This is a genomic window from Allobosea sp. FG18, assembly GCF_057809495.1.
This window is the reverse complement of the sequence record NZ_JBMDKB010000005.1, coordinates 167142-193034: the sequence shown is the minus strand read 5'-3', so window position 1 is coordinate 193034 and position 25893 is coordinate 167142. Positions and strand designations below refer to the sequence as shown.

26 protein-coding genes and 1 tRNA gene are annotated in these 25893 nt (G+C 67.0%); 17 read left to right on the top strand and 10 right to left on the bottom strand.

The annotated features are described in order from the left end of the window. Positions 1-83 precede the first annotated feature (83 nt). Entirely contained in the window at positions 84-323 is a 240-nt protein-coding gene (locus ACODTJ_RS08050; RefSeq protein WP_454654685.1) for a hypothetical protein, read from the top strand. Positions 324-341: 18 nt separating this feature from the next. Here ACODTJ_RS08050 and ACODTJ_RS08045 read toward each other — a convergent pair whose 3' ends face one another. The 3 genes from ACODTJ_RS08045 to ACODTJ_RS08035 all read right to left on the bottom strand — a co-directional run bounded on the left by ACODTJ_RS08045 (position 342) and on the right by ACODTJ_RS08035 (position 4083). After that, entirely contained in the window at positions 342-707 is a 366-nt protein-coding gene (locus ACODTJ_RS08045; RefSeq protein WP_454654686.1) for a DUF1850 domain-containing protein, read from the bottom strand. Further along, on the bottom strand, positions 704-3016 hold the full coding sequence (locus ACODTJ_RS08040) for a TRAP transporter permease (RefSeq protein ID WP_454654687.1): 2313 nt from the start codon (positions 3014-3016) through the stop codon (positions 704-706). The genes ACODTJ_RS08045 and ACODTJ_RS08040 overlap by 4 nt, the downstream gene beginning before the upstream one ends. A gap of 98 nt (positions 3017-3114) precedes the next feature. Then, positions 3115-4083, bottom strand: coding sequence for a TAXI family TRAP transporter solute-binding subunit (locus tag ACODTJ_RS08035; RefSeq protein WP_454654688.1), 969 nt, complete (start codon positions 4081-4083; stop codon positions 3115-3117). A gap of 226 nt (positions 4084-4309) precedes the next feature. Here ACODTJ_RS08035 and ACODTJ_RS08030 point away from each other — a divergent pair, with 226 nt between their 5' ends. The 11 genes from ACODTJ_RS08030 to ACODTJ_RS07980 all read left to right on the top strand — a co-directional run bounded on the left by ACODTJ_RS08030 (position 4310) and on the right by ACODTJ_RS07980 (position 15325). After that, positions 4310-5944: an OpgD/OpgG family glucan biosynthesis protein gene (locus ACODTJ_RS08030; protein ID WP_454654690.1), complete on the top strand. Its 1635-nt coding sequence runs from the start codon at positions 4310-4312 to the stop codon at positions 5942-5944. Positions 5945-6204: 260 nt separating this feature from the next. Continuing rightward, positions 6205-6354, top strand: a complete 150-nt coding sequence (locus ACODTJ_RS08025) for a hypothetical protein (RefSeq protein ID WP_454654692.1) — start codon at positions 6205-6207, stop codon at positions 6352-6354. A 10-nt stretch (positions 6355-6364) separates the two neighbouring features. After that, positions 6365-7099 carry a zinc ABC transporter ATP-binding protein AztA gene (aztA, locus tag ACODTJ_RS08020; RefSeq protein WP_454654693.1) on the top strand — a complete coding sequence of 245 codons (735 nt, stop codon included), beginning with the start codon at positions 6365-6367 and terminating at the stop codon, positions 7097-7099. A 22-nt stretch (positions 7100-7121) separates the two neighbouring features. After that, the gene (locus tag ACODTJ_RS08015; protein ID WP_454654694.1) at positions 7122-7997 is read left to right on the top strand and encodes a metal ABC transporter permease; all 876 of its coding nucleotides are present in this window, start codon (positions 7122-7124) and stop codon (positions 7995-7997) included. A 34-nt stretch (positions 7998-8031) separates the two neighbouring features. After that, positions 8032-8973 (top strand): metal ABC transporter substrate-binding protein, encoded by a 942-nt coding sequence (locus ACODTJ_RS08010; RefSeq protein WP_454654695.1) that lies wholly within the window; start codon positions 8032-8034, stop codon positions 8971-8973. 180 nt (positions 8974-9153) lie between these two features. Continuing rightward, on the top strand, positions 9154-10116 hold the full coding sequence (locus ACODTJ_RS08005; protein WP_454654696.1) for a CobW family GTP-binding protein: 963 nt from the start codon (positions 9154-9156) through the stop codon (positions 10114-10116). A gap of 174 nt (positions 10117-10290) precedes the next feature. Beyond that, entirely contained in the window at positions 10291-11301 is a 1011-nt protein-coding gene (locus ACODTJ_RS08000; protein WP_454654697.1) for a WD40 repeat domain-containing protein, read from the top strand. Between the two features lie 5 nt (positions 11302-11306). Next, positions 11307-11594: a hypothetical protein gene (locus tag ACODTJ_RS07995; protein WP_454654699.1), complete on the top strand. Its 288-nt coding sequence runs from the start codon at positions 11307-11309 to the stop codon at positions 11592-11594. 258 nt (positions 11595-11852) lie between these two features. Next, entirely contained in the window at positions 11853-13667 is a 1815-nt protein-coding gene (locus ACODTJ_RS07990; RefSeq protein ID WP_454654700.1) for a glucan ABC transporter ATP-binding protein/ permease, read from the top strand. 111 nt (positions 13668-13778) lie between these two features. Beyond that, positions 13779-14888 (top strand): calcium:cation antiporter, encoded by a 1110-nt coding sequence (locus ACODTJ_RS07985; protein WP_257733621.1) that lies wholly within the window; start codon positions 13779-13781, stop codon positions 14886-14888. 101 nt (positions 14889-14989) lie between these two features. Next, positions 14990-15325 (top strand): DUF1330 domain-containing protein, encoded by a 336-nt coding sequence (locus tag ACODTJ_RS07980; protein WP_454654702.1) that lies wholly within the window; start codon positions 14990-14992, stop codon positions 15323-15325. Positions 15326-15331: 6 nt separating this feature from the next. Here the strand turns inward: ACODTJ_RS07980 and aroB are convergent, their stop codons facing one another. Both aroB and ACODTJ_RS07970 read right to left on the bottom strand, forming a co-directional pair. Beyond that, positions 15332-16471, bottom strand: a complete 1140-nt coding sequence (gene aroB, locus ACODTJ_RS07975; RefSeq protein ID WP_454654703.1) for a 3-dehydroquinate synthase — start codon at positions 16469-16471, stop codon at positions 15332-15334. Beyond that, entirely contained in the window at positions 16468-17067 is a 600-nt protein-coding gene (locus ACODTJ_RS07970) for a shikimate kinase (protein ID WP_454654704.1), read from the bottom strand. Before ACODTJ_RS07970 ends, aroB begins: the two co-directional genes overlap by 4 nt. A gap of 58 nt (positions 17068-17125) precedes the next feature. On the opposite strand from ACODTJ_RS07970, the gene ACODTJ_RS07965 reads away from it, so the two are divergent. Then, positions 17126-17401, top strand: coding sequence for a hypothetical protein (locus tag ACODTJ_RS07965; protein ID WP_488848071.1), 276 nt, complete (start codon positions 17126-17128; stop codon positions 17399-17401). Further along, on the top strand, positions 17398-18327 hold the full coding sequence (locus ACODTJ_RS07960) for a site-specific tyrosine recombinase XerD (RefSeq protein WP_454654705.1): 930 nt from the start codon (positions 17398-17400) through the stop codon (positions 18325-18327). The genes ACODTJ_RS07965 and ACODTJ_RS07960 overlap by 4 nt, the downstream gene beginning before the upstream one ends. A 53-nt stretch (positions 18328-18380) precedes the next feature. Here the strand turns inward: ACODTJ_RS07960 and ACODTJ_RS07955 are convergent, their stop codons facing one another. Continuing rightward, entirely contained in the window at positions 18381-19079 is a 699-nt protein-coding gene (locus ACODTJ_RS07955) for a carbonic anhydrase (protein WP_454654706.1), read from the bottom strand. A gap of 69 nt (positions 19080-19148) precedes the next feature. Beyond that, on the bottom strand, positions 19149-19481 hold the full coding sequence (locus ACODTJ_RS07950) for a DUF167 family protein (RefSeq protein ID WP_454654708.1): 333 nt from the start codon (positions 19479-19481) through the stop codon (positions 19149-19151). 133 nt (positions 19482-19614) lie between these two features. On the opposite strand from ACODTJ_RS07950, the gene ACODTJ_RS07945 reads away from it, so the two are divergent. Both ACODTJ_RS07945 and ACODTJ_RS07940 read left to right on the top strand, forming a co-directional pair. Continuing rightward, entirely contained in the window at positions 19615-21108 is a 1494-nt protein-coding gene (locus ACODTJ_RS07945) for an amidase (RefSeq protein WP_454654709.1), read from the top strand. A 45-nt stretch (positions 21109-21153) separates the two neighbouring features. Then, on the top strand, positions 21154-22737 hold the full coding sequence (locus ACODTJ_RS07940) for an ABC transporter substrate-binding protein (RefSeq protein WP_454654710.1): 1584 nt from the start codon (positions 21154-21156) through the stop codon (positions 22735-22737). 50 nt (positions 22738-22787) lie between these two features. Here ACODTJ_RS07940 and ACODTJ_RS07935 read toward each other — a convergent pair whose 3' ends face one another. Next, positions 22788-24383 carry a gamma-glutamyltransferase gene (locus ACODTJ_RS07935; RefSeq protein WP_454654711.1) on the bottom strand — a complete coding sequence of 532 codons (1596 nt, stop codon included), beginning with the start codon at positions 24381-24383 and terminating at the stop codon, positions 22788-22790. Between the two features lie 209 nt (positions 24384-24592). Next, positions 24593-24883 carry a YggT family protein gene (locus ACODTJ_RS07930; RefSeq protein ID WP_454654712.1) on the bottom strand — a complete coding sequence of 97 codons (291 nt, stop codon included), beginning with the start codon at positions 24881-24883 and terminating at the stop codon, positions 24593-24595. 119 nt (positions 24884-25002) lie between these two features. Between ACODTJ_RS07930 and ACODTJ_RS07925 the strand changes: the two genes are divergently transcribed. Beyond that, positions 25003-25078 (top strand) — tRNA-Ala (locus ACODTJ_RS07925). Positions 25079-25160: 82 nt separating this feature from the next. Here the strand turns inward: ACODTJ_RS07925 and ACODTJ_RS07920 are convergent. After that, positions 25161-25844, bottom strand: a complete 684-nt coding sequence (locus ACODTJ_RS07920) for a GntR family transcriptional regulator (RefSeq protein WP_454654728.1) — start codon at positions 25842-25844, stop codon at positions 25161-25163. Positions 25845-25893: the final 49 nt, after the last annotated feature.

Genomic DNA, 25893 nt, shown 5'->3' with positions numbered 1-25893 from the left:
TTTGTTGCATGGGGCGGCAAGCTCCGCTAGGTGCGTGGGGCGCATGGCCGCGCAACGTGGCCCACGCGCGAAGGAAGGACAGCATGGCCGGACGGCACACCAACTGGCGCAACCTGATCATGGTCACCTCGTTCGGGATCCTGATTGCCGTCGAGCTCTTCGGCGTGGCGCTGGCGGCCGGCTGGGCCCTGGCCGGCCTGTTCGAGCTCGGCACCATCTTCGAATACATCATGATGGCGATCTTCTCGGTCTTCGCCGGCTACGGGCTGATCAACCTGATGCGCCGCATGCTCAAGATCGAGCATCTCACCGAGGTCGATTGAGGCCGGCGGCCTTCTCCATCAATTGCAGATCTTCAACGTGACCGGGTCGGCATCTGCCGGGAGATAGTCGCCCATCGGGCGGCAGCCTGATGCCGTGCAGATGCGCCAGTCGGCGGTCGCGCCCGAGCGCCGCATCACCACTTCCTTGAGCGGCGGCAAGGCCGGATGCCAGCGCCAGAAGCCGCCGATCAGCCTCGCGCCGTCGGGCGGGTCCATGCCGGCGCCCGAACCTTCGATCCGGGCTTCGATGATCTCGAGCCCGGCGGGTGTTTCCCGCCAGACCTCTTCCCACAGCGTCTTCTGCACCGAATGGCGCCAGCCCAGCGTGATCTCGCCTTGGCCGAGCGCCACCACGAGCGCGCCGGCCGCGAGGCAGAGACTCATGCGGCGATCTTCGCGGCGCGAATACGCCAGAAATGCTGGCCGATCATCACCGCTGCGATGGCGAAGCCGATCTCGTCGGTCAGCGGCACCGCCGCGACGAGGAAGCCGGCGCCGACCGCCGCCAGAATCCGCTCCCACATCGACAAGGGACGCAGGAACTGGCCGACGAAGGCCATGCCCCAGAGCAGCATGGCGAGCGTTGCCTTGACGACGATATAGACGACGGCGAGCCAGTAGCTGGAGCCCGTCAGGCCCGCGACCGGTTGCAGCATCAGCGTGGGATCGTAGACCGCCATATAGGGCACGACGAAGCCGGGCAGCGCGATCTTCACCGCCTGGACGCCGATCTTCATGCCTGAGACCTTGGCCATCGGCGCCGCCGCGAAGGCCGCCAGCGCCACCGGCGGCGTCAGGTCCGCCATGATGCCGAAATAGAAGACGAACATGTGGCTGACGATCAGCGGCACGTCGAGCTGCAGCAGGATGGGTGCGGCGAGCGAGGAGGTGATGATGTAGTTCGGGATCGTCGGGATGCCCATGCCGAGGATCAGGCTGAAGATCATCGTCAGGACGAGCGCCAGGAACATGCTCTCCTTGCCGATGCCGATCAGCCAGGAGCCGAAGATCGTGCCGATGCCGGTCAGCGTCATCGTGCCGATGACGATACCGACCAGCGCGCAGGCGAGACCGACCGGCAGCGCCTGGCGGGCGCCGTCGGCCAAGGCCTCGATGCAGGCGTTCAGCACCTCGCGCCCGGAGCGGCTGCGCAGCACGTTCCAGATGACGAGGAGCAGGACGACGCCGAGCACGGTCGCGACGCTGATCGACATCGACGCCGCCGAGATCAGCGCGAAGCCGACCCAGAAGACGATCCGCAGAGCTGGTGTCGCGAGTCCGGCGGAGATCGCCAGCGCCAGGATGAGCGCGACGGTGAGAGCAAGGCCGATCGCGCCGGCGAAGAGCGGCGTGAAGCCCGCGAACAGGAGATAGACCAGCACCAGGAGCGGCGCGATCAGGTACCAGTTCTTGCGCAACTCGGCGCGCGCGCTCGGCAGCTCCGATTTCGGCAGGCCGGTGAGGCCGAGCTTGCCGGCTTCCAGATGCACGGCCCAGTAGCAGGCGGCGAAATAGAGGAGAGCCGGGATGATCGCGGCCTCGACGATCTTGGAATAGGGGACGTCGATGGTCTCGGCCATGATGAAGGCGACGGCGCCCATGACCGGGGGCATGATCTGGCCACCCATGGAGGAGGTCGCCTCGACGCCGCCGGCGAAGGCGCCGTTGAAGCCCGAGCGCTTCATCAGGGGAATGGTGAACTGGCCGGAGGCCACGACATTGGCGACGCCGGAGCCCGAGACGGTGCCCATCAGCGCCGACGAAGCGACGCAGACCTTGCCGGGCCCGCCCTGCTTGCCGCCGAACACCGCCATCGAGATGTCGTTGAAGAAGTCGATGACGCCGGCGCGCTCCATGAAGGCGCCGAACAGGATGAACAGGAAGATGAAGGTGGCCGAGACCGCCGTCGGCGTGGCGTAGAGGCCTTCGGTGCCGAAGGACATCTGCTCGATCACCTGCTCCAGGCTGTAGCCACGATGGTCGAACGGCGCCGGCAGATAGCGGCCGAACAGGCAATAGGCCAGGAACGTGCCGGCGACGAGCGGCAGGGCGATGCCCATCGCCCGCCAGACCAGCAGGAACAGGACCGCGAGCGCGGCGATGCCGACGACCATGTCGGCATCGGTGAGCTCGCCGGCACGGTTCACCAGCTCCATGTAGTTCCACCAGTGATAGAGCCCGACGCTGAAGCCGATGATGCCGACCGCCCACCAGAAGGCGCGCGCCGGCGGCGCGGTCTCGTCGGCATTGGCCAGGAGCCCGCAGGCGATCAGCGCCAGGAAGCCGACATGGACAGTCCGCAGCACCTGGTTCGGCAGCGTGCCGGTATAGAGCGAGACGAGCTCGAACGCGCCGAGAAGCGCGAGGAATGCGATGGCGGCTTCGAGCACCGGGCGCCCGCGCACCAGCCCGAGCACGATCCAGGCGAACCAGAGCACGAACGCGACGCGGATCAGCGTGATCGGCGTCAGCCAGGCGACGGAGCCGATCAGCCGGAAATCGAGCGGGATGCCGAAGGCAGTGACGACCTGGAAGGCCGAGAAGGCGACGGCCAGCCAGAACAGCAGGCGGCCCTTCCAGCCGGTTCCGAACGTGGCCGGCAGGCCGTGCTCGGGATCATAGGGCGCAGCCGCCGGCGCGGACGCGCCCGCGAGGCCCTGTTCTGCAAGCGGTCTGGTTTCGTCGCGGCTCATGCTGCTGTGCCCCTGGGCTCATGCCGGCCGTGCCGGTATGGAAAAGGGCGAGGCCGGTCAGGCCGGCCTCGCCCGTCATGGCGGAGGGAAGAGACGGTTCAGGAACCGACCTTCAGGCCCTTTTCCTTGAAGTAGCGCGCTGCGCCCGGATGCAGCGGCAGGGGCATGCCTTCCAGCGCGTTCTCCAGCTTGATCGAGCGGGCGGCGGCATGGGCGGCGCCGAGCTCGCCCAGGTTGTCATAGACCGCCTTGGTCATCTGGTAGACGGTCTCCTCCTTCATGCCCTCATGGGTCGCGAGGTAGTTGACCACCGCGGCGGCCGGCACGGCGGCCGTCTGTCCGGTATAGGTGTTGGCGGGGATCGAGACCTTGACGAAGGGCGGGCCGGCCTTGTCGACGACGGCGGCGGGCACCTCGACGACGGTGATCTCGACGGAGGTCGCGAGGTCGCGCAGAGAGGCGACGCCCAGCCCGGCCGATTGCAGGGTGGCGTCGAGCTGGCGGTTCTTCATCAGCTCGACCGACTCGGCGAAGGGCAGGTACTCGATCTTGCCGAGGTCCTTGTAGGACAGTCCGGCGGCGGTGAGGATGGCGCGGGCATTGAGCTCGGTGCCGGATTTCGGGGCGCCGACTGAGAGGCGCTTGCCCTTGAGATCGGCCAGCGTCTTGATGCCGCTATCCTTCGAGGCGACGATCTGGATGTAGTTCGGATAGATCGCGGTGATGCCGCGCAGCTTCTTCAGCGGCGCCTTGAAGCCGGCTTCCTCATCGCCCTTCCAGGCGGCATCGAGCGAATCGCCGAGCGTGAAGGCGATCTCGCCCTTGCCCTGCTGCAGCAGCTGGAGGTTCTCGACCGAAGCCTTGGTGGCCTGCACGGTCGGGCGGACATTCTGGATCTTCTCGCCATAGATCTTCGAGAGCGCGACGCCGAGCGGATAGTAGACGCCCGAAGTGCCGCCGGTGAGGACGTTGATGAATTCCTGCGCCCGGGCGGTGGCGGGGGCGGCGGCGATCAGGGCTGCGGCGGCAAGACCGGCAAGGCGGCGGTTGCGGAACAGTACTTTCATGACGTCTCCCTTAGGGTCGCTCCGGCTCATCCGGCCGGTTGATCGGGTTTTTAGAGCATGTCGAATCCGAAAGGGAAAGCATTCGACGAAAGGCGGTCCTTCGCCTTTAGCCGAAGGAGCGGACTGGTTTCGCCATGATTGGCTGCCTATCTCCGGTTTCGCGCGGCGGTCCCTGTCGATGAGCAGGGCCGGCCGCGCCTCCGAGCAACGAGCGATCAGGAACGACATGCACGACCGTGCCGAGCAGGGTAGCAGCCAGGGGCCTCGCCTCGACCGACGAACTCTTCTCGCAGGTGCGGGCGCGACGGCGACGCTCGTCGCGCTCGGCTTCGCGCCGGACGCTCTGGCGCAGCAGGGGCTGAAGCTCGGCGATGCCAGTGATTTCACCTTCGAGGCGTTGAAGGCGCGGGCGAAGGAGATGGCGGCGAAGCCTTATCAGGCGCCGCCGAGTCCGCGGCCCGAGGCGATGCAGCGGATCGACTACGACGCCCATGGCAAGATCCGGTTCAAGCCGGAAGCGGCGCTCTGGGCGGACGGACCCTCGCCTTGGCCGGTGACCTTCTTCCATCTCGGCCGCTTCTTCCAGAAGCCGGTCAGGATGCATGTCGTCGAGGGCGGTAAGGCGCGCGAGATCGTCTACGACGCCAGTTATTTCGAGATGCCGGCCAACTCCCCGGCCCGCGACCTGCCGGCCGGGGCGGGCTTCGCCGGCTTCCGCCTGCAGGAGAGCCGCAGCGGCCATCCCGGCCGCAACGGCGAGGCACTCGACTGGAAGACGAACGACTGGGTCGCCTTCCTCGGTACCTCCTATTTCCGGGCCATCGGCGAGCTGTATCAGTACGGCCTGTCGGCGCGCGGCGTCGCGATCGACCCGGCGGTTTCCGGCAAGCTCGAGGAATTCCCGGACTTCACCCATATCTGGCTGGAGACGCCGCAGGCGGGCGCCGAGCATGTCGTCATCTATGCGCTGCTCTCCGGGCCGAGCCTGGCCGGCGCCTATCGCTTCCGCATGCATCGCGGCAAGGGCGTGACCATGGAGATCGAGACCGCGCTGCATCTGCGCAAGGACGTGACGCGGCTCGGCATCGCGCCGCTGACCTCGATGTTCTGGTATTCCGAGACGGCGAAGCAGACCGCGATCGACTGGCGCCCCGAAGTCCATGATTCCGATGGGCTCGCGCTCTGGACGGGGCCGGGCGAGCGCGCCTGGCGTCCCCTCAACAATCCCTCGCACACGATGGCCTCGGCCTTCGTCGACAGCGATCCGCGCGGCTTCGGTCTGATGCAGCGTGACCGCGAGACCGGGCACTATCTCGACGGCGTGCATTACGAGCGGCGCCCCAGTCTCTGGGTCGAAACCGACGGGCAATGGGGCAGGGGCTCGGTGCAGCTCATCGAGATTCCGACCGATGACGAGATCCACGACAACATCGTCGCGATGTGGGTTCCGGAGGCGCCGGCCAAGGCCGGCAACGCCTATAATTTCCGCTACACGCTGCATTGGCTCGCCGACGAGCCTTTCCCGACGCAGCTCGGCCGGGTCGTCGCCACGCGGCTGGGCAATGGCGGCCAGCCCGGGACCGCGCGGCCGCGCGGCGTGCGCAAGTTCATGGTCGAGTTTCTGGGACCGGCGCTGGAGGCTGTCCCCTTCGGCGTGAAGCCCGAGGTGGTGCTTTCGACCTCGCGCGGCAGCTTCTCCTATATCTTCGCGGAGGCCATGCCGGACGATGTGCCCGGTCATTGGCGCGCCCAGTTCGATCTCACCGTCGGCGGCAGCGAGCCGGTCGAGATGCGCTGCTATCTCAAGGCCGGCGATACCGTGCTGACCGAGACCTGGCTCTATCAGTATCTGCCGTTCTGAGCGGGTTCGTCGCCGGCGGCTCTTGGATGAACCACTTTTGTCATTCCGGGGCTTCGCGCAGCGAAGAACCCGGAACCCACGACCGGGTAAGACATTCGATGCCCCGTTGTCAGCCGCTCGCCCAGTCGTGGGTTCCGGGTTCGCGCCTATGGCGCGCCCCGGAATGACAAGGGCGTGGGCAGGTCATCAGTCTGCCGGCGGCCGGGACAGACGCCGAATCGCGCTTGCTCCGGCGCGATCGTAACATTATATCGTTTCTCATGGCTCACGCGCACGCCCACCATTCGCATCGCGCCGCCTCGGAAGCTCCGGGGTGGTCGCTCTTGCGTCTGTCGGCGGGAACGCGCGTGGGATTGGCCGCTGCCGTCGTCGCCCTGCTCTGGCTGGCGACGCTGGCCGTGATCCTGTGAGTTTGCGTTGATGTCCGCCATTCGCCTGACCGACCTGACGTTGGGTTATGACCGCCACCCGGCGGTGCATCACCTCTCCGGCGAGATCGAGGCCGGGAGCCTGACCGCCATCGTCGGGCCGAATGGCGCCGGCAAGTCGACCCTGCTCAAGGGCATCGCCGGGGCGCTGGCGCCTCTGTCGGGAGGTGTTGCGCTCGCCAAGGGCAAGCAGCTCGCCTATCTCCCGCAATCGGCTGATCTCGACCGCTCCTTCCCGATCCATGTCTACGATCTCGTCGCCATGGGCCTGTGGAATCGCGCCGGCATCTTCGGTCGGATCGGTGCGAGTGCGGCCCACAAGATCGAGCATGCCATTGCAGCCGTCGGCCTGACCGGTTTCGAGCGCCGGCCGATCGGCACGTTGTCCGGCGGGCAGATGCAGCGGGCCCTGTTCGCGCGGCTCCTGCTGCAGGATGCCGACGTGATCCTGCTCGACGAGCCCTTCACCGCGATCGATGCGCGCACCACCGCCGATCTGCTCGAACTGGTCCGGCGTTGGCATGGCGAGAGCCGTACCGTCGTCGCCGTGCTGCACGATATCGAGACGGTCAGGCAGGCTTTTCCGCAGACGCTCCTGCTGGCGCGCGAGGCTGTGGCCTGGGGCGAAACCGCGACCGTGCTGACGCCGGAGAACCTGCTGAAGGCGCGGCGCATGGTCGAAGCCTTCGACAGCCACGCCGTTCCCTGCCAGCGCGACGCCGCCTGATCCGTCCAGCCAAGCCAAGCCGATGCTCTACGACCTCTTCATCGGCCCCTTCGCCGAATTCGATTTCATGCGCCGCGCCCTCGTCGGCGTGGTGGCGTTGTCTGTCTCAGGTGCGCCGATCGGCGTGTTCCTGATGCTCAGGCGGATGAGCCTGACCGGCGACGCCATGGCGCATGCGATCCTGCCCGGTGCGGCGCTGGGCTATCTCGTCGCGGGCTTCTCCCTGCCGGCGATGACGATCGGCGGGCTTGCCGCCGGCTTCGCGGTGGCGCTCGCGGCCGGGGCCGTGGCGCGCGCGACGGTGCTCAAGGAGGACGCTTCGCTTGCGGCCTTCTACCTGATCTCGCTGGCGCTCGGCGTCACCATCGTCTCGCTCAGGGGCTCGGCGATCGACCTGCTGCATGTGCTGTTCGGCAATGTGCTGGCGCTCGACGATCAGGTGCTGATCCTGCTCGCGGGCGTTGCGACCGTGTCGCTGCTGTCGCTGGCGGCGCTCTATCGGCCGCTGGTGCTGGAATGCGTCGATCCCGGCTTCCTGCGCTCGGTCAGCCGCTCCGGCGGCTTCGTTCACCTGACATTCCTCGCGCTCGTCGTGCTCAATCTCGTCGCTGGCTTCCATGCGCTCGGAACTTTGCTCGCCGTCGGCATGATGATGCTGCCGGCAGCGGCCGCGCGCTTCTGGACGGCCGACATCACGCGCCTGCTGCTGCTCGCAGCCGGTTTCGGCATGGTTTCCGGCTATGCCGGGCTCGTGACATCCTATGCGGCCGGGTCGAGCCTGCCGGCGGGGCCGTCGATCATCCTCGCCGCGGGAGCGATCTATATCGGCTCGCTCCTGTTCGGCTCGCAGGATGGGCTTGCGCGACGCCTCTTGCCTCGCGCCCACCTCCAGAGATAGAAACGTTATATCGTTACATTTTTTGGAGTCGCCCATGCCCACCCGTCGCGCCCTCGTTGCCGGCCTTGCTTTCGGGCTTGCCGCAGTCACCGCGCCGTTCGGTGCTTTCGCGCAGGAGAAGCTGCCGGTGGTGGCGAGCTTCTCGATCCTCGGCGATTTCGCCCGGCAGGTCGGCGGCGACCGCGTCAGCGTGACCACGCTGGTCGGCCCTGACGGCGACGCGCATGTCTATTCCCCGACGCCGGCCGATGCGAAGGCCATGGCCGCCGCCAGGCTCGTCCTCGTCAACGGTCTGCATTTCGAGGGCTGGCTGCCGCGCCTCGTGAAGTCGTCCGGCACCAAGGCGACCATGGCGACGGCGACAAAGGGCATCACCCCACTCGAAGCCGGTGACGATCATGACGAGAAGGGCAAGGGCGGCCATGCGCATGCTCATGGCCATGACGACCCCCACGCTTGGCAGAGCGTCGCCAATGCGAAGATCTATGTCGCGAATATCAAGGATGCGCTGAGCGCGGCCGATCCGGCGGGCAAGGCGAGCTACGAGGCCAATGCCACGGCCTATCTCGCCGAGCTCGACAAGCTTGAAGGCGAGGTGAAGGCGGCGGTCGCCCGCATTCCGGCGCAGCGACGCAAGGCGATCGCCACCCATGACGCCTTCAGCTATTTCGTGAAGGCCTACGGCATCGCATTCGTGGCGCCGCAGGGCGTCTCGACCGAAGCCGAGGCCTCCGCCAGGGACGTCGCCCGCATCATTCGGCAGGTGAAGGCGCAGAAGATCCCGGCCGTCTTCCTCGAAAACGTCACCAATCCGCGCCTCGTCGAGCAGATCGCGCGTGAAAGTGGGGCCAAGGTTGGCGGCCGGCTCTATTCGGATGCGCTCTCGGCCGAGAGCGAGCCGGCGGGGACTTACATCCGGATGATGAAGCACAATATAAGCGAGATCGAAAAGGCGCTCGCCGCCGGCCCGGCCTGAGAGACAAATCCGCAGGAACCACGCCGTCATTCTGGACGAGCCGCGCAAGCGGCGCCGATCCGGGATCCATCTAAGGGCGTCGCTCTATGATGGATCCCGGCGCTTCGGCCGGGATGACGGTTGCGGATTTGTTTCCGGTCCGGGTGAGAACCCGTTGCTGAATACCGAACAGGTCAAGCCATGTCCGAGAAAATCCCCGTCACGGTGCTCACCGGCTATCTGGGCGCCGGCAAGACCACGCTCCTCAACCGCATCCTGACCGAAGACCACGGCAAGAAATTCGCCGTGATCGTCAACGAATTCGGCGAGGCCGGCATCGATGGCGACCTCATCGTCGGGGCCGACGAGGAAATCTTCGAGATGAACAACGGCTGTATCTGCTGCACCGTGCGCGGCGACCTGATCCGCATCCTCGACGGCCTGATGAAGCGCAAGGGCAAGTTCGACGCGATCATCGTCGAGACCACCGGCCTCGCCGATCCCGCGCCGGTCGCCCAGACCTTCTTCGTCGATCAGGATGTCGGCGACGCCACCCGCCTCGACGCAGTCGTGACGGTCACCGACGCCAAGTGGCTGAAGGATCGTTTGAAGGACGCGCCGGAGGCGAAGAACCAGATCGCCTTCGCCGACGTCATCGTCCTCAACAAGACCGACCTGGTCAACGCCGAGGAACTGGCCGATGTCGAGGCCGCGATCCGCGCCATCAACCCCTATGCCAAGCTGCACAAGGCCGAGCGCGCCAATGTCGACATTGCCGCGCTGCTTGACCGCAACGCCTTCGATCTCGATCGCATCCTCGATATCGAGCCGGATTTCCTCGAGGCCGGGCATCATCATCACCATGCCGAGGATGTGCGCTCGATCTCGCTGACCGTGCCGGGCGATGTCGATCCCGAGAAGTTCATGCCGTGGATCAACGACCTCACCCAGATTCAGGGCCCGAACATCCTGCGTTCCAAGGGCATCCTGGCCTTCAAGGGCGAGCCGCGCCGCTTCGTCTTCCAGGGCGTGCATATGATCCTCGACGGCGATCTGCAGCGCGACTGGAAGGATGGCGAGACCCGCGAGAGCCGCCTCGTCTTCATCGGGCGCGATCTTAACGAGAACGAATTGCGCAAGGGGTTTGAAGCCTGCGCGGCCTGAGGATTTTATCCTCCAAACGCGGTCATCCCGGACAAGCCGCGTGAGCGGCGCCGATCCGGGATCTATGCCGGAGCCTTCATCGGACGGGTTCCGGCATGGATCCCGGGTCTCCCTTCGGTCGCCCAGGATGACATCGTGGTTTTCACGGAACGCGAGCTGCGTTAGACCCCGGCCATGACGACGATGACCCCACCCGTCTCGCTGCGCGAGCATGTCACCCCGATCGCCGCCGAGACGCATGTCGTCGCGACCCACTGGCTGAAGCAGGGGCTTGTGCTCGCGCTCGCCGATGGGCGTGTGCTGCGCTGGCGCGACGGTGCCCTCGTCGACAGTGTCGAGGCCCATGCCGGCGGCATCCTCTGCGCGACCGGCGATGGCGAACGCCTGATCACCGGCGGCGATGACGGACGCGTCGTCGCGACCCGCTTCGAAGGTGAGCCAGAGGAGCTGGCCAAGGACCAGAAGCGTCGCTGGATCGATGCGATCACGCTGTCGCCCTCTGGTAACCTCGCCTGGAATACCGGCAAAACCGTGCAGGCCCGCGACGAGAAGGGCCGCATCCGCACGCTGGAGGCGGCGAGCACGCCGCAGGGGCTCGTCTTCGCGCCGAAGGGCTATCGCCTCGCCATCGCCCAGATGAACGGCGTCTCGCTCTGGTATCCCAATACTGAGGCGAAGCCGGAATTCCTCGAATGGAAGGGCTCGCATCTCGACGTGGCGTGGTCGCCGGACGGGCGCTTCGTCGTCTCCTCGATGCAGGAGAACGCGTTGCATGGCTGGAAGCTCGGCGACAAACCCGGCCATATGCGGATGACCGGCTATCCCGCCAAGCCGCGCTCGCTGTCCTGGTCGCATGACGGGCTCTGGCTTGCGTCCAGCGGGGCCGATGGCGCGATCGTCTGGCCGTTCCAGGGCGACGGGCCGCAGGGCAAGGCGCCGCGCGAATGCGGCGTGCGCCATGCCCGCGTCACCCGGGTCGCCTTCCATCCGGGCGCGCTGGTGCTGGCGATCGGCTATGACGATGGCTGCATCCTGATGGTCCGGCTGACCGATGGTTCCGAATTGCTGGTGCGGCCGGCTCTGCGGGGCAGCGGCATCAGTGCCTTCGCCTGGGACAAGGCCGGCAAGCGACTCGCCTTTGGCGCCGAGGATGGCGCGGCCGGCGTGCTCGTCCTGCCGGGTTGAGCACCATGCGCTTCGGCCTCTTCGGCAAACCCGATACCCGCAAGGGCGGCGATGCGAAGGCCGAAGCCAAGGCTCTTGCCGAACGACTGAAGGGGCAAGTGCGGGAGCTGCTCGGTCTGCCCGAGACGGCGGCGATCGCCGTCAACGAGATCATCTGCGCCGATCCCGCCTGTCCGGGTAATGAGACGGTCATCCTGGTGATGAAGCCGGGCGAAAAGACCCGTGCCTACAAATTGCAGATGGCGATGGCCGAGGTGACGCCGGAGGCTTTGGCGGAGGCGCTCCGCTCCTAGGCTGCGTGGACGAACGATGGATCGTTCGTGGCCGGCACCACCATTGTCATTCCGGGGCTTCGCGTAGCGAAGAACCCGGAACCCACGACCGGGCGAGCCCTCCGTAACCCAAGCATTACATGTCTCACCCAGCCGTGGGTTCCGGGTTCGCGCCTTTGGCGCGCCCCGGAATGACAAGCATGGGGCTCCTTGCCCGGCCATCGGATTTGTCCGAAAAGTGGTGCCCCTCTTTCCGTCCGATGGTCTAAGCTCCACGCGATGTCTCTGTTCTCGCTCTATGCCCGCGTCCTCGGTGAACTCGGCCCGGAAAGGCGGTTGGGCGTCATTCTGGCGCTGGCCAATATCGTTCTGGCGGCCGTCGCCTTCGCCGAGCCGATGCTGTTCGGCGCGCTGATCGATCGGTTGACCACGATCCAGGCCTCGGGCGGGGCACTGACCTGGGCCAGCATCAACCTGCTGATCGTCGCCTGGGTCGGCTTCGGCCTGACCAATATCGCGCTGGGCGTCTTCGTTGCGCTGCATGCCGACCGACTCGCCCATCGTGCGCGCCTGATGGTGATGGCCCGCTATTTCGAGCACGCGCTGTCGCTGCCGCTCGCCTATCACAGCCAGACCCATTCCGGCCGCGTGCTCAAGATCATGCTCGACGGTACCAATGCGATGTGGGGGCTGTGGCTGTCCTTCTTCCGCGAGCATTGCGCCTCGGCCGTCGCACTGTTCGTGCTCCTGCCCTTCACGATCTGGAAGAACTGGCAGCTCGGGCTACTGCTGGTCGCGCTCGTGGTGCTGTTCGGCTCGCTGACGGCCTATGTGCTGCGCAAGACCGACCGCCTGCAGAGCAATGTCGAGACCTATCACTCGAATCTCGCCGAACGGGCCTCGGACGCGCTCGGCAACGTGCCGGTGATCCAGAGCTTCACCCGCATCGAGGCCGAGGTGCGCGGCCTGCGCACCACCATCGCCAATGTGTTGGCGGCGCAACTGCCGGTGCTGTCCTGGTGGGCGGTCGCCAATGTCGCGACGCGCGCCTCGGCGACGCTGACGGTGCTGCTGATCTTCATCGTCGGCACCTGGCTCCTGATGCACGGCCAGACGACGGTCGGCGAGATCGTCACCTTCATGGGTTTCGCCACGATGCTGGTCGGGCGCCTCGAGCAGATCGTCGGCTTCGTGAATTTCATCTTCATGCAGGCGCCGAAGATGCGGGAGTTCTTCGAGGTTCTGGACACGCTGCCGAGCGTGCGCGACCTGCCCAACGCCAAGGATCCCGGCCGCCTCGAAGGCGCGGTCGCTTTCGAGGACGTCTCCTTCTCCTATGACGGCAAGCGCGCCGCCGTGCGCGACGTCTCCTTCACCGTGAAGCCCGGCGAGACCATCGCCGTCGTCGGCTCGACGGGCTCGGGCAAGTCGACGACGCTCGGCTTGCTGCACCGTGCCTTCGATCCGCAATCGGGGCGGATCACCGTCGATGGCACCGATATCCGCGAGATCTCGCTGCTCTCGCTCCGGCGCAATATCGGCGTCGTCTTCCAGGAGCCGATGCTGTTCGCCCGCTCGATCCGCGAGAACCTGCTCGTCGGCAAGCCGGACGCCACCGATGCCGAGATGATGCAGGCGCTGGAACGCGCCCAGGCCGCCGAGGTGATGGCGCGCCAGACGGACGGGCTCGACACGCTGGTCGGCGAGCGCGGCCGCACGCTCTCCGGCGGCGAACGCCAGCGCTTCTCGATCGCGCGGGCGCTGCTCAAGAACCCGCCGGTGCTGATCCTCGACGAGGCGACCTCCGCGCTCGACGCCGCGACCGAGGTCAAGCTGCAGAAGGCGCTGGAAGAAGTGATGAAGGGCCGCACCACCTTCGTCATCGCGCACCGGCTCGCGACCATCCGCAACGCCGACCGCATCCTGGTCTTCGAGCAGGGGCAGGTCGAGGAGATGGGCACCTTCGACGAGCTCGTCGCCAAGGGCGGGCGCTTCGCCGCGCTGGCGCGGGCGCAGTACCTCGTCAGCGACAAGCCGGCGGCGCCGGCCGATGACACGCCGAGCCCGCTGGCGCAGAAGATCCTTCCGGGCTGACGAGCGACGTTTTTCGGGATTGCGGGGGCGATCAGGCGTTGCGCCGCTGTCGCCTTTCCCGCTTATTGGGCAGGAGCCTTTCCCGCCCGCGATCCCGAGTGACGACGAACGATGATGATCCTCCGCCTTGCCTGTGCCTGGGCCTCGGTTGCCGCCTTCCTCCTGTTCGGCGACACCTTGCTCGGTCAGCTCGGCGCGCCATTGCCGTCGCTTCTGGTCTTCCTCTGGCTGCTCGGCGTCATCATCTGGTCGTCCTTCGGCGTGGTGCATGAGGCGGAGGACCTGGCCGAGAGGCTGGGCGAGCCCTATGGCACGCTGATCCTGACGCTCTCGATCGTCATCATCGAGGTGGCGCTGGTCGGCGCCGTCATGCTCGGCGCCAAGGGCGCGCCGACGCTCGGCCGCGATACGATGTTCGCCGTGCTGATGATCGTGCTGAACGGCGTCGTCGGCATCGGCCTGCTGATCGGAGGCTTGAGGCATTTCCAGCAGCGCTACAACCTCAAGGGCGCGTCGTCCTACCTCGCCGTGATCATCCCGCTGACGGTGATCCCGCTCTTCCTGCCGAATTTCACGACCTCGACGCCGGACGGCACGCTGACCCCTTTCCAGGCGGTCGCCTTCTCGATCTTCACGGTGGCGCTCTACGGCGCCTTCCTCGCGCTGCAGACCGGCCGGCACAGCATGTTCTTCCGCGAGCCGGACGAGGACGGCAAGCCGGTTGTCGCCGTGGACGCGGATGGCGAGCCGGTTTCGCCATCCTCGGTGCGGGAGGTGCTGCCGCATGTGGGGCTGCTGCTCGCCAATATCCTGCCAATCGTCATCCTGTCGAAGGGCCTCGCGGCCGTTCTGGATTTCGGCATCGCCAAGCTCGGTGCGCCGGCCGCGCTCGGCGGCATCCTGATCGCGATGGTGGTCTTCACGCCGGAATGCATCGCGGCGCTCAGGGCGATCACCTCGAACCAGCTCCAGCGCGCGGTCAATCTCTGCCTGGGTGCCGCTGCCTCGACGCTGGGCATGACCGTGCCGGCCGTGCTGCTGATCGGTGTCTTCACCGGGCAGCCGGTCGTGCTCGGCCTGTCGGCGACCAATATGGTGATCGCGGCGATGACGCTGCTGCTTTCGACTCTGACCTTCACCGGCACGCGCACCACCATGCTGGAGGGTGCGGTGCACCTGGCGGTGTTCTTCGTCTTCCTCGTGCTGGTCTTCAGCCCGTGATCATCGTCTGATTACCCCGGTGGTAATCGAATTCATTCGCCGCACACGTGATGGTCCTTCGCAACGGATGGCCTTCCGGCCGCCCTTCGCAGGAGAGAATCATGACCGCCTATGCCATCGCCCATCTGCAGGACGTCCGTCTCGGCGCCGAGATCATCGACTACATCGCGCGCATCGACGCGACGCTCGAGCCCTTTGATGGCCGCTTCCTGATCCATGGCATGACGCCGGAGATCGTCGAGGGGCCGTGGCCGGGCGACCTTGTCGTCATCGCCTTTCCCGATATCGAGCGGGCGCGCGCCTGGTACGACTCGCCGGCCTATCGCGCGATCATGCCGCTGCGGACTGAGAATTCGCGCGGCGTCACGATGCTCGTGAAAGGCGTGGAGCCCGGCTATCGCGCGACGGATTTCCTGGCAAAGATCGGCCTCGCCTGATCCCGCTCAGGCTACGAGCTCGGCCTCGATGAAAGCCCGAACTTCCTCGGCCGCGACGCCCGGCGCGATGAAGCTCTTGCCGATGCCGCGGGCGAGAATGAAGGTGAGCACGCCGCGCTTGACCTTCTTATCCTGCGCCATCGCGTTGACGATCTCCTCGGCGCTGCCGGCCCCGCCCGGCACCTGCTGCAGGCGGCTGGGCAGGCCGACATGGTCGAGATGGCGGGACACGCGGCCCGCATCCTGTCCCGAGCAGAGATCGAGACGCTGCGAGAAGCGGAAAGCCAGCGCCAGGCCGATCGCGACGGCCTCGCCATGAACGAGGCGGGCGGAGTCGTAGTTCGTCAGGCGCTCCAACGCATGGGCGAAGGTGTGGCCGAGATTGAGCAGGGCACGGTCGCCCTCCTCACGCTCGTCGCGGGCGACGATCGCGGCCTTGGCCCGGCAGGAGACGGCGACGGCATGGTCACGCTCGGGGCCGCCGGCGATGACGCGGTTCCAGTTCGCCTCGCACCAGTCGAAGAAGGCGGGATCGTCGATCAGCCCGTATTTCACGACCTCGGCATAGCCGGCCTTGAATTCGCGCTCGCTCAGCGTGTCGAGCAGCGCGGTGTCGGCAATGACCAGCGCCGGCTGGTGGAAGGCGCCGATCAGGTTCTTGCCATGCGGCGAGTTGATGCCGGTCTTGCCGCCGACCGAGGAATCGACCTGGGCGAGCAGGGTGGTCGGCACCTGCACGAAGCGCACGCCGCGCCGGAGCACGGCCGCCGCGAAGCCGGTGAGGTCGCCGACGACGCCGCCGCCGAAGGCGATGACGAGGTCGTTGCGTTCGATCTTCGCCGCGAGCAGTGCGTCGCAGAGCGCGGCGAACTGGGCATAGGACTTGGAGGCCTCGCCCGGCGGGATGGTGATGCGGGTCGCCGTGATGCCTTCCTGCTGCAGGCAGGTCTCGAAGGCTGCGCCATGCAGCGCGGCCACGCTGTCGTCGGTGACGAGCGCGGCCTTGGCGCCGGGCGCGAAGGCGGCGATCAGGGCGGCGGCCTCGCAGAGCTGGTGGCGGCCGATATGGATGTCGTAGCCGCGGCCTTCGAGCGCCACGGGGACGACGATGCGGGCGCCGGTCTTGTCGGAGATGGTGGCGTTCATGATGCTGTCGCTCCGGCTGCCAGCCTCAGATAGTCGTCCAATGCGGCGATGGTTTCGCCGACCACGACTTCGTGAGGCTCGTCGCTCGACAGGATGGTGATATCGGCCAGCGCATAGACCGGCTCGCGCTCGGCCAGCATCCGGCGCAGCGTCGCCTCGGGATCGGCGGTCTGGAGCAGCGGGCGGTTGGAGCGCTTGCGGACGCGGCGCATCAGAACGTCGGGCTCGGCCTTGAGCCAGACCGAGATGCCGAGTTCCTTCACGCGCTCGCGCGTCTCGGCATTCATGAAGGCGCCGCCGCCGGTTGCCAGCACGAGCGGGGCGCGGGTCGTCAGCACGCGGCTGATGACGCGGCGCTCGCCCTCGCGGAACTCCGCCTCGCCGCGCTGCGCGAAGATCTCGGGGATCGTCATATGCGCGGCCGTCTCGATCTCGGTATCGGCATCGACGAAGGGCAGGCCGAGGCGCCCAGCCAGCCGGCGACCGACCGAGCTCTTGCCGGAACCCATCATGCCGACGAGCACGATCGCGCGCTGGCCGAGAGCGGCGCGGAGATCGGTCATATCGGGCATGGCGACGGAAGCGGCGGCGTTCATGGTAATGTGTCCTCGGCACGGCTGTAGCACCGGCCGGCAGCCGCGTCATGCACTTGTCATGGGTCCGCAGCCGCTTTGCACGGGGCTGTGGCCCGCCCGCCCTTGCGCGGGCGGGTTGCGATCGGGGATAGTCAAGCTCGGTGCCCGGATCGCGCGCACCGCAAGCGATTGCGAGAGTCCGCCCGACGTGCCGACGCTGTTCCGTTTCCTGGCTTTCATAGGGATCATCGCCGGGCTGATCTTCGGGGGCATGATCGCGCTCGTCACCTTCGTCCAGCCGGTCCAGCGCGAGATGATCGAGATCGTTCCCCCTTCCAAGCTACAACCGAAATGAGTCGGCTGGCGCGCCAGCGTCTGAATGCCTTCCTCGACATGCTGGCGGCCGAGCGCGGCGCGGCGCGCAACACGCTCGACGCCTATGAGCGCGATATCGCGGATTATCTCGAGTTTCTCGGGGGCAAGGCGCCGGGTGATGCCACGGCGGAGGATATCCGCGGCTGGCTTTCCGACCTTGCGGCGCGGGGCCTCAAGGCCTCCTCGGCGGCGCGCCGGCTCTCGGCCGTGCGCCAGTTCCATCGCTTCCTCTACACAGAAGGGCTCGCGGGTACCGATCCGTCGGCTGCGATCGCCGGGCCGCGGCTGGGCAGGCCGCTGCCGAAGGTGGCGACGGTCGCGGATGTCGACCGCCTGCTGGAGGCGGCGCGGGGTGCCTGCGAACAAGAGGGGATATCCAAGGCCGCGCGGCTGAAGTCCCTGCGCATGCGCTGCCTCGTCGAGATGCTCTATGCCACGGGCCTGCGCGTCTCCGAACTGATCGCTTTGCCCTTGTCGGCCGCGACGACGCGCGAGCGCTTCCTGATCGTGCGCGGCAAGGGCGACAAGGAGCGGCTGGTGCCGCTGAACGAGGCCGCGCGGCAGGCGGCGCGGGACTGGTTGGAGGTGCTGAAAGAGGCGGGAGCGGCGGACGGGCGCTGGCTCTTCCCGTCGGAGGGCGAGAGCGGGCACCTGACCCGGCAGGTCTTCGCCAGGGACCTCAAGTCGCTGGCCGGGGCGGCGGGGCTTTCGTCGGCGGCGTTGAGCCCGCATGTGCTGCGCCACGCCTTCGCCAGCCATCTGCTCCAGAACGGCGCCGATCTCCGGGTCGTGCAGGAGCTTCTGGGCCATGCCGACATCGCGACGACGCAGATCTACACCCATGTCCTCGACGAGCGTCTGAAGAGCATGGTGCGCGATCTCCACCCCCTGGCGGATGGAGAGTGAGGCGGGATGTCATCCCGCACGCGCCGCAGCGCGCACGGGATGACGCCCGAAAATCACGCCTCGGAGCAGCGGATCTGCTGGACGCGCTTGGGCATCTCGCCGACGGCCGGGATGAACTGGCCGGTCGCGTTGTCGAGGATCATCAGCACGCCGGTCGCGACGGCGAAATAGGCGCCATGCAGATGCAGGCGGCCCTTGCTCTCCAGAATCTGCACGCAGGGGAAGGTGCGCAGATTGGCGAGCGACTGCTGGATCGAGGCCAGCTCGAGCCGCTGAAGGTAGTCCTCGAAGTTCTCGTTGCGGCCGCGCCCGCCGGTACGCTCCGCCGCCGGGCCGATCAAGGTGATCCACTTGCCGATGAAGTCGCCGGGCGAAAGCGCCTGCTGGCTGTCATCGGCGAAGGCGCGGATACCGCCGCAGCGGCCATGGCCGAGCACGACGATATGCCGCACCTTGAGCGCCTGGATGGCGTATTCGAGCGCCGCCGAGGTGCCGTGGAGCTGGTCGTCCGGCTGGAAGGGCGGCACGAGATTGGCGATGTTGCGCGCGACGAACATCTCGCCGGGCTTCGCGTCGAAGATGACTTCGGGCGAAACACGCGAGTCGCAGCAGCCGATCAGCATGATCTGCGGCGTCTGGCCGTGCTCGCCGAGCTCTTCGTAACGGCTCTGCTCTCGGATGAAACGATCGTCGAGGAAGGTACGGTAGCCTTCCGTCAGGCGCTGCGGGAATGGCTCGGGAGGCTTTTCCATGGCCCTTCTGGAACAGGAAACGGCGCCCTTCGTCAAGCTTTTGCTGCAATGCGGGGTTGCGATTTCCGTCTAGGTGATTCTCCCGAGGCAGGCGGCGAGAATCATCGGCAGGCTGCGGGGATCGCCAGCGATCGCCACGGTTTTCAGCCTTGCGCTGGCACCGCCCACGATTGAAAGCCGGGAGCGCGGCAATTCGAGCTCGCTGGCGAGCAGGCGGATGAGCGCGGCATTCGCCTCACCTTCGGTAGGGGCGGCGCGAACGCGTGCCTTCAGGACGGTGCGCCCGTCCGCGAGCGTCTCGACGCCATCGAGGCTGTCGCGCCCACCGCGCGGCGTCAGGCGGATATCGATCGCGATCCCGCCCTTTGTTTCCCGCCAGGGCCGGGCGGCCGGATCGCTCATGAGCCCTCGCGCGGAAAGGGGCGGCCATGCGCCGCCGGGACATGGACATGCGGCCGTCCTCGCCTAGTCTGCGAGGATTGCCCCTGCGCGGCATAGCGCTTGCGTGGGGCTGAGCGCAACGGAGTGACCTGCCTTGACCGAACCCTGCGACCTCAGCGCCGTTGCCGCGCGTGCCCTCATCGGCGCCAAGAAGCTCTCCGCCCGCGAACTGCTCGACAGCTGCATCCGCCGCATGGATGCGATCGATCCGGCGGTGAACGCGATGGTCGCGCGCGACGACGACAAGGCGCGCAAGGATGCGGGCGCGGCCGACGAGGCGACGGCGCGGGGTGAGGCGCTGGGTGCCCTGCACGGCCTGCCGATCGGCATCAAGGACCTCGAGAATACGGCCGGTCTGCGCACCACCTATGGCAGCGCGCTCTATCGCGATTTCGTGCCGAAGGAGGACCAGCTCATCGTCGCCTCGGTCCGCAAGGCCGGCGCGATCATCGCGGGCAAGACCAACACGCCGGAATGGGGCGCCGGCGCCAATACCCGCAACGCCGTCTATGGCGCGACCGGCAACCCGTTCGACCCCTCGAAGAGCGCGGCCGGCTCCTCCGGCGGTTCCGGCGTCGTGCTGGCGACGAACATGGTGCCGCTGGCGACCGGCTCCGATACCGGCGGTTCGCTGCGCAATCCGGCCGCCTTCAACGGCATCGTCGGCTTCCGGCCGACCCCCGGCCTCGTGCCGAGCGAAAAGCGCCAGCTCGGCTGGTCTGCGCTGCCGGTGCTCGGGCCGATGGCGCGCAACGTGCCGGACCTGTGCCTGCTGCTCTCGACCATGGTCTCCGATGCCGGTTCCGACCCGCTCGCGACGACGATCCACGGCAAGACCGTGCGGCGGCCGGAGGATTTCGCCCGTCCCGATGCGATTGATCTCGCCTCGCTCAAGGTGGCGCTGACTCCGGATTTCGGCTTCGCGCCGACCGAACGCCTGATCCGCGACACGTTCTTCGACAAGACCAGGGCCTTCAGCCATCTCTTCCACGCGGCCGAGGAGGCGACGCCGGATTGCGAGGGGACGGACGAGGTCTTCGAGATCCTGCGGGCGAGCAATTTCCTCGCCGCGCATCTCGACAAGGTTCGCGACACGCCGGAGATGGTCGGGCCGAACGTGCGCGCCAATGTCGAGGAGGGGCTCGGCTATTCCGCGCTCGACGTTACCCGCGCGATGAAGCAGCAGACGGTGATCTACCAGCGCTGGCAGCGCTTCTTCGACGATTACGACGTCATCCTGTCGCCGGCGGTGACGCTGAGCCCGCGGCCCTGGACCGAACTCTTCCCGTCCGAGATCGACGGCAAGCCGACGCGGACCTATTTCCATTGGCTGGCGGCGGCCTATGCCGTCACCATCGTCGGCCATCCCGCGATCTCGCTCCCGGTCGGGCTCGACCGCAACGGCATGCCCTTCGGTCTGCAGATCGTCGGGCCGCGCGGCGGCGACGCCAAGGTTCTGGCGGTGGCGGCTGCGCTGGAAGCGGCGCTTGCCGGTGATCCGCTGACGGCGCGCCCGGTGCCGGATCTGGCGAAGCTCGCCAAGGCGCGGCCGCTCAGCGAGAGCCCGAACTTCATGGGCTTCGCCTGAGCCCGGACCTGCCTTCCAAGCCAATCATAAAAGGGGAGACTACGGATGAAGCGTCGTGATTTTCTGATGGGGACGGCCGCGCTCGGCCTGGCCGGCCCAGCCCTGCCGCGGCTGGCGGTGGCGCAAGCCAGCACAACGCTGATGAAGTTCGTGCCGCAGGCCAACCTGTCCTCGCTGGACCCGGTCTGGACCACCGCGACCGTCACCAACAACCACGGCTACTATGTCTTCGATATGCTCTACGGGGCTGACGAGAACCTGAAGCCGCAGCCGCAGATGGCGGAGGGGCACGAGGTCTCCGCCGACGGCAAGACCTGGCGCATCAAGCTGCGCGAGGGCCTGAGCTTCCATGACGGCACGCCGGTCAAGGCCGTCGACTGCGCGGCTAGCCTCAAGCGCTGGACGCAGCGCGACCCCTACGGCCAGCTGCTCGGCCGGGCGGTCGAGGAATGGGGTGCACCCGACGATCGCACCGTGGAGATCAAGCTCAAGCGTCCCTTCCCGATGATGCTGGACTGCCTGGCGAAATCCGACCAGCCGCCGGTCATCATGCCGGAGCGCCTGGCCAAGACCGATGCGAACACGCAGGTCACCGAGATGATCGGCTCGGGGCCCTATAAGTTCGTCGCTTCGGGGTATGTTTCCGGCAGCAAGGTCGTTTACGAGAAATTCGAGGGCTACAAGCCGCGCGCCGAGCCGCCGAGCCGCAATGCCGGCGGCAAGGTCGCGCATTTCAAGCGGATCGAGTGGAACATCCTGCCGGATCCCGCGACCTCCGCCGCGGCGCTGACCCGTGGCGAGGTGGACTGGTGGGAACGTCCCCTCACCGACCTGCAGCCGATGCTGGCCGGCAACAAGGACATCAAGCAGGAGATCATCGACAAGGCCGGGCGGGGCGCGATCATCCGCCTCAACCACCTGCAGGTGCCCTTCAACAATCCGAAGGTGCGTGCGGCCGTGCGCATGGCGGTGAAGCAGGAAGACTACATGCGCGCGGCCCAGGGCGACGACACCACGCTCTGGCAGACCTGCCGCAGCCTGTGGTGGCGCGGCACGCCGTATTTCGACGGCGAGCAGGAAGACCTGATGCCGCAGAGCCTGGAGAAGGCGAAGGCAGCCCTCAAGGAATCCGGCTACAACGGCGAGAAGGTCGTCATCATCAACCCGACCGACTTCCCTGATATCGGCCCGCTCGGCGAGGTGACCTTCGAACTGCTCAAGCAGCTCGGCATGAATGTCGAGATGGCGGCGAGCGACTGGGGTACGGTCGTGCAGCGTCGCGGCAGCCGCGAGGCGACCGAGAAGGGCGGCTGGAGCATCTTCCACACGACGGGTTCGGCCACGAGCTGGGGCAATCCGGCGATGTCGTCGCTGGTGCGCGGGCAGGGCGACAAGGGCTGGTTCGGCTGGTGGAAGAGCGATGCGGCCGAGGCCCTGGCCGAGGAATGGCTCTACGCCCCCGACGAGGCCGCCCAGCGCAAGAGCGCCAAGGCGCTGGCCAGACTGGCGCTGGAGGAGGTCGCGACCATCCCGCTCGGCCAGTTCGTCAGCCGCACCGCCTATCGCAAGGACATGACCGGGATGCTCGCCGGTTCGGCGCCCTATCCGTGGGGGCTTAAGCGCGGCTGATCGCATGGGATCATGAAGAAGGGCGGCCGCACTGGCCGCCCTTTTTTGTTTCAGCGCGTCGCGGCCACGGCTGCCGACCAAGGCGAGGCGGCGTCGCTCGATCCTTCCGCGCCGTTCCTGTCGACGCGGACGAAGTTCGGGCAGGCGAAGTTGATCGGCAGCACGCTGTGCTCGACGATCGCGGTCGGTCCCGCCGCTTCCAGAGCCGCAAGCGTCTCGACCGGCAGGCGCAGATCGGCGCTGGCCGAATCCGGGCCGGAGACGTCGATGCGCGGCTGATGGGCGGTCGCCTCCGTGCCCATGCCGAAATCGAGCTGCCAGGCCAGTGTCTGGTAGATGCTGGCGAGGATGCGGCGTCCACCGGAGGAGCCCATCGCCTGGCGCGGCCAGCTGCCATCCTTCGGCGTGACCACGACCGGGCACATGTTGCAGAGCGGGCGGGCGCCGGGCGCGATCGCATTGGCGCTGCCGGGGCGCGGATCGAACCACATCATGCCGTTGTTCATCAGCACGCCGGTCGAGGGCAGCACGACGCGGCTGCCCATCGAGGAGAGCAGCGTCGTGGTGACTGTCACGAGATTGCCTTCGCCGTCGACCACGGTGAGATGGGTGGTGCAGGTGTCGCCCGGCTCCTTCGCCGTGACGGCAGCGCCGAGGCCGTCCAGCCTCTCCTTGTAGGCCTCACGCATCACCTGCGAGAGCTGCGCGAACCAGGCGGCCGAGGGGCCGTCGCTATCGAGCGGGGCATCCGCCATGCCGGCGACCACGCGCTCGAGCGTCGGTGCTGCCGTAAGTCCGCCGGCTGTGTGGATGAGGTGGCTGCCGCGCCAGTCGATCGTCGGGGCATCGCGGAGCTCAGCCTTGCAGTTTGCGAGGTCCTGCGCATCGACGACGCCGCCGGCCGCGGCGATATCCGCCACGAGCCGGTTCGCGACATCGCCGCGATAGAAATCGTCGAGCCCGGCCTTTGCCAGCCGTTCGATCGTGTCGCCGAGCTGGCCGAGCTTCATGAAGCCGGGAATGCCCTGATAGGGCGGCACCGGCGGCAGGCCGCCCGGCAGGTAGATGCGCGCACTCTCAGCATAGAGGCGAAGGACCGAGGCCGAGGAGGCGACCTTCAGCGTCGTGTACCAGTCGGCCGGCAGGCCGCGCCGGGCGAGCGCAATGGCCGGTGCGAGGATGTCGGCGAGCGGCAGCTTCGAGCCGAAGGCTTCCTTGAGCTTCTTGTAGCCGGCGACGGAGGAGGGCGTGACGAAGGAGAGGGGGCCGTGGATGTTCCGGTCGTCGACCACCTCCGGCCAGGTGAAGAGGTCCTTCTTCATCTCGCCGGTGAGGGGATAATCGGCGGGATCGGCGCGGCGTGGCGCGACCGGCCCGAAATCGACGACCTGCGCGCGGCTCTCGCCGGCTTTCAGCACGACGGCGAAGCCGATGCCGCCGAGTCCGCTGTTCCAGGGCTCGACCGCGGCCAGTGCGAAACAGGCGGCGACGGCGGCATCGGCGGCATTGCCGCCCTGTTCGAGGACCGCGGTTCCGGCTTCGGCCGCCTCGCGGCTCTGCGAGACGACGATGCCGTGCCTGCCGCGCGCGGCGGGTTTGGTCAGAGCCCAGTTCTGGCTGCGATAGGGAAGGGCGGCAGCGGCCATGCGGAAACCTCTAGGCGTTGGCGAGGCGGCCATACTGCATGCCGTCCGCCACGGCGTCGAATGCGTCGTGGCGGTGCGCGGGTCGCGCCCCGTGCAGGGCGCAGGTGGATCGTCATGCACCCTCTCGGGCACAAAGTGACGATCCGTCCTTTGGTTTTGACATCAGATATGTCCGAAAAGTGCATCCCACTTTTCGGTCCGATGCCTGGTCAGAACACGTTCGGGTAGATGTAGCGGACGATCACGCTCTGGATGAAAAAAATGATCAGCAGCAGGATGATCGGGGAGATGTCGAGGCCGCCGAGATTGGGCAGGCGCTCGCGAATCGGCCGCAGCGCGGGCTCGGTGACGCGATAGAGCGAGTCCCAGACGGTGGAGACGAACTGGTTGCGCGTGTTGATGACATTGAAGGCGATCAGCCAGCTCAGCACTGCCGAGGCGATCAGAAGCCATACATAGATCTGCAGGGCGAGCAGAACCACGTCGAGAACGGCACGCATCGATCTTCCTTTTGCGTCTGTCCGGAAAGGTGACGCGGAATATCCCTCGCACTTGCCAAAAACAGATGGCGGAAGTGATTGACATCCACGCGACGCACAGCCTAGAAGGCCAGCGCCTTGGGGCTGTAGCTCAGATGGGAGAGCGCTGCAATCGCACTGCAGAGGTCAGGGGTTCGAATCCCCTCAGCTCCACCAAGGCTTTCCAGCAAATGACAGATGTCGGGCATCCTGGGGAACGCTGAGGCGGTCCGGGCCGGGCTGGAATGCGCCTGAGGCGTCAGATTTCGCCGGCCTGTTCCGGCAGGCGCGAGATCACCCCGACGATCGGCCGCAGATGCTGTTCGAGGATCGCGAGCGCCTTCTCTTCGTCCCATTCGGAGAGGGCGGCGATCAGGGCGTGATGCTCCTTGCTGATGCGCGCGACGCGGGTCGGGTCGGTGCTGATCGCCGTCATCGCGACGCGCTGCTGGCGGGCGCCCAGTGACTGGTAGAGATCCGACAGCACGACATTGCCGAGCGCGGCGATCATCACGAAATGGAACTCGCGGTTGAGCTCGACGCGGTTGAAATAGTCGCCCTGTGGCAGGCGCTCCAACTCGGCGAGGATCGCGTGCATGTCGGCGGGAAGCGGCAATTCCTCGCGGCAGATGCGGCGGATCGCATGGCTCTCGATCATGCGCCGGGCTTCATAGAGATCGAGCAGTTCCTGCGCCGTCACCTGCCGGACGAGCGCGCCGCGACGCGGCAGGAGATCGATGAAGCGTTCGGCCTCCAGGCGATGGAAGGCCTCGCGGACCGGCGTTCGCGACACGCCGAGCGCCGAAGAGATCTCCTCTTCCTCGATGAAGCAGCCGCCGAGGAAGCGGCCGCGCAGGATCTGCTCGCGCACGTAGAGATAGACCCGTTCCCGGGTCGGCTTCCCGCGCAAGGCAGCCATCTCGTCCTGTTCGGTCATGGCCATCGACATCGCGCCCCTTTCGATCTTCCTTAGGGCTTTCGAGAGTAGACAA